2 protein-coding genes and 2 pseudogenes are annotated in these 3016 nt (G+C 64.3%); 1 reads left to right on the top strand and 3 read right to left on the bottom strand.

Annotated features, from left to right (window positions below):
* Both RMN95_RS02960 and RMN95_RS02955 read right to left on the bottom strand, forming a co-directional pair.
* Nucleotides 1–422: AIR synthase related protein (locus RMN95_RS02960; RefSeq protein WP_309615471.1), on the bottom strand; the 422-nt coding region annotated here is incomplete at its 3' end.
* Nucleotides 423–448: 26 nt separating this feature from the next.
* Nucleotides 449–643: pseudogene (locus RMN95_RS02955) on the bottom strand (response regulator transcription factor); the annotation flags it as partial.
* A 424-nt stretch (nucleotides 644–1067) separates the two neighbouring features.
* On the opposite strand from RMN95_RS02955, the gene purF reads away from it, so the two are divergent.
* The gene (gene purF, locus RMN95_RS02950; RefSeq protein ID WP_309615470.1) at nucleotides 1068–2525 is read left to right on the top strand and encodes an amidophosphoribosyltransferase; all 1458 of its coding nucleotides are present in this window, start codon (nucleotides 1068–1070) and stop codon (nucleotides 2523–2525) included.
* Here the strand turns inward: purF and RMN95_RS02945 are convergent.
* Nucleotides 2522–3016: pseudogene (locus RMN95_RS02945) on the bottom strand (hypothetical protein); the annotation flags it as partial. The gene purF and the pseudogene RMN95_RS02945 overlap by 4 nt on opposite strands.

The following is a 3016-nucleotide window of genomic DNA, read 5'->3' as shown; positions in this document are numbered from 1 at the left end:
CCGACCAGTGCCGTCCCGGTCGCCGAGCATGCCTGCGCAATGCCCGCCACGATCTCGGCGATCCTTGAGGGAACCACGCGACCGCAGGCGATGTAGTCCGTCATGAACAGTGGTGTTGCCCCCACCACGATGATGTCGTCGACAACCATTCCAACGAGATCCTGGCCGATGGTGTCGTGCTTATCAAGAGCCTGCGCGATCGCGACTTTCGTGCCGACACCGTCAGTCGAGGTCGCGAGTAGGGGACGCTTGAAGTTCTTCAGGAACGAGACGTCAAAGAGGCCCGCAAAGCCTCCGACGCCGCCGAAGACGTTGGGCCCGTGCGTCGCCGACACGGCCGACTTCATGAGCTCGACTGCCAGGTCGCCGGCGGCGGTATCGACCCCGGCTGCGGCGTAGCTGGAGGTAAAGTCGTCGGTCACGGCTCCAGCGTAGCGGCGCGCGGGGGTCAGATCACGACAAGATCGTGCTGATGAGCGAACACGACGACCTGAACGCGGCTCCGCAGATCGAGCTTGCGCAGGATTGCCGCGACATGCGTTTTCACCGTTGCCTCGCTGACATAGGCGGCGGCCGCGATCTCCGCGTTCGACATACCGCGGGCTACCAAAATGAACACTTCGCGCTCGCGCGGACTCAGCGCGTCAATGGTCTCCTGTCGACGAGCAGGCGACGTCTCACCGCCCATCTCGGCGACAAATGACAGTGTGGTCGCGAGGAGGGCGAGGGATGCCATCGGCACGAATCCGGATGCGGCTATCGCGATGGCGAAGAGGGCGAATACGACGTTCTTCTCGTCCTGCGGCGAGCGCCCCGCTTCGGCCACGATCCAGAGCACGAGATAGACGGCGGCTCCCGCGACCGGGATCCGGTGTGAGTGCGCGAGCACCGCACGTGCGGTACGTCTGAACAAGTTCTCCATTCTCGCAACGCTAGATCGGGCATCCACTTCGCGCCAGCTATTAGCTGAGCATTCATCCCAAGTGATGATCGGCGACAGTGTGCGAGGATGGGGCGTACTCGGCTTGAGTACGCGCCCTCCGAGCATCAGGGAGCCTCGCGACAGCATGTGCGGCATCGTCGGAATCGTCTCATCCCAGCCGGTCAACCAGCAGGTCTACGACGCACTGCTGCTGCTGCAGCACCGCGGCCAGGATTCCACGGGAATCGCCACGGCTGAGGGCAGCACCCTGCACATGCAGAAGGCGCGCGGCCAGGTGCGCGAGGCATACCGCACGCGAGACATGCGCAACCTGCCCGGCAACATGGGCCTCGGTCACGTGCGCTACGCGACCAAAGGCAACGCCGCCGACGAGCAGGAGGCGCAGCCGTTCTACGTCAATGCCCCCTACGGCATCACGCTCATTCACAATGGCAACCTCACCAATACACGTGAGCTGACCGAAGAGCTCTTTCACATCGACCGCCGCCATCTGAACACCTCGAGCGACACCGAACTGTTGGTCAATGTGCTCGCCAACGAACTGCAGTCTCAGGTCAGCGGCACCGACCTCGATCCTGACCAGGTGTTCAACGCCATCTCCCGTGTGCACGAACGGGTGGAGGGTTCCTATGCGGCCATCGCGTTGATCGCGGGGCACGGGATGCTGGCGTTCCGCGACCCGTTCGGCATCAGGCCGCTGGTACTGGGGCGGCGCCAGACGGGCTTCGTTGGGGATGAGTGGATCGTGGCATCCGAATCCCTGGTGCTCGAAAGTGCCGGCTATGAATTCGTGCGGGATATCGCTCCCGGCGAGGCCGTGTTCATCGCGCCCGACGGTGAGATGACGAGCAAACAGTGTGCAACCACCCCGCAACTCATTCCATGCTCGTTCGAGTATGTATACCTGGCTCGACCCGACTCGATCATGAATGGCATCTCGGTGTATGAGGCCCGGCTGCGCCTCGGTGACCGGCTCGCTGACACGATCGCCCGCTACACCCCTATGGGCGACATCGATGTCGTCATGCCGATCCCGGATTCGTCGAGGCCGGCCGCCATGCAGGTCGCCCAGAAGCTCGGCGTCGAATATCGCGAGGGCTTCTACAAGAATCGCTACGTCGGCCGCACCTTCATCATGCCGGGCCAGGCCGAGCGCAAGAAGAGCGTCAAACAAAAGCTGAACGCGATGGGTAGCGAGTTCAGGGGCAAGAACATCCTGATCGTGGATGACTCGATCGTGCGTGGCACGACCTCTAAAGAGATCGTGCAGATGGCACGCGAGGCCGGCGCCAATAAGGTCACGTTCACCTCTGCCGCGCCTCCGGTGCGCTTCCCTCACGTGTACGGAATCAACATGCCGTCGCGGCAGGAGCTCGTCGGGCACGGCCGCAAGATCCCGGAGATCAACACCGAACTCGGCAGCGACTACCTCATCTACCAGGAAGTCGCCAACATGCAAGCCGCCATCATCGAGGGCTCGGATATCGCCGCGCTCGAGATGAGCTGCTTCACCGGCGACTACGTGACCGGCACCGTCTCACCCGAGTACCTCGACTGGGTCGAGCGCACGCAGCTCAGCTAGCGCGTAGGTTCTTCGGGCCGCTTCTCGGTGACGAATTCTGCCTCCGCTGGCCGCGCGCGCTTCCGGGAGCGACGATCAATCACGAGGGCGAGGAGTGCGCCGAGCAGCACCCCACCGGTGACTCCAAACAGTGCAAAATAGGCGAACAGTGGACCGAATCCGACGAGAGGGTCGACCGGGAACAGGGACGTGAGGATGAAGGTCACAATCGCGCCGACTCCGCCGCCCACGACCAGGAAGACGGAGATTTTGGGGGCACGGCGCACCGTGACCTGCTCGGTGCCGGAGTCTGGCGCAGGGGTCTCGTCGCTCACCCCCCTATTGTCCCTCACCTGAACGCGAGACGTCGCCGCGCGCACTGTTGCCCCCACTCTGGCGGCCGTGCCGGGCGCCGCGCCGCCGTGCTGCGCGCCGTGCCGCCGCCGTGCTGCGCGCCGTGCCGCCGCCGCCGTGCTGCGCGCCGTGCCGCCGCCGCCACGCTCATCGAGAAC

Origin of the sequence: Salinibacterium sp. (genome assembly GCF_031364185.1) — a bacterium.
GTDB lineage: Bacteria > Actinomycetota > Actinomycetes > Actinomycetales > Microbacteriaceae > Rhodoglobus.
This window is presented reverse-complemented; position numbering and strand designations above follow the sequence as displayed.

What these genes read in the sequence shown, in the direction of transcription:
- purF (WP_309615470.1), top strand. Translation starts at nt 1,068, where the DNA reads ATGTGCGGCATCGTCGGAATCGTCTCATCCCAGCCGGTCAACCAGCAG.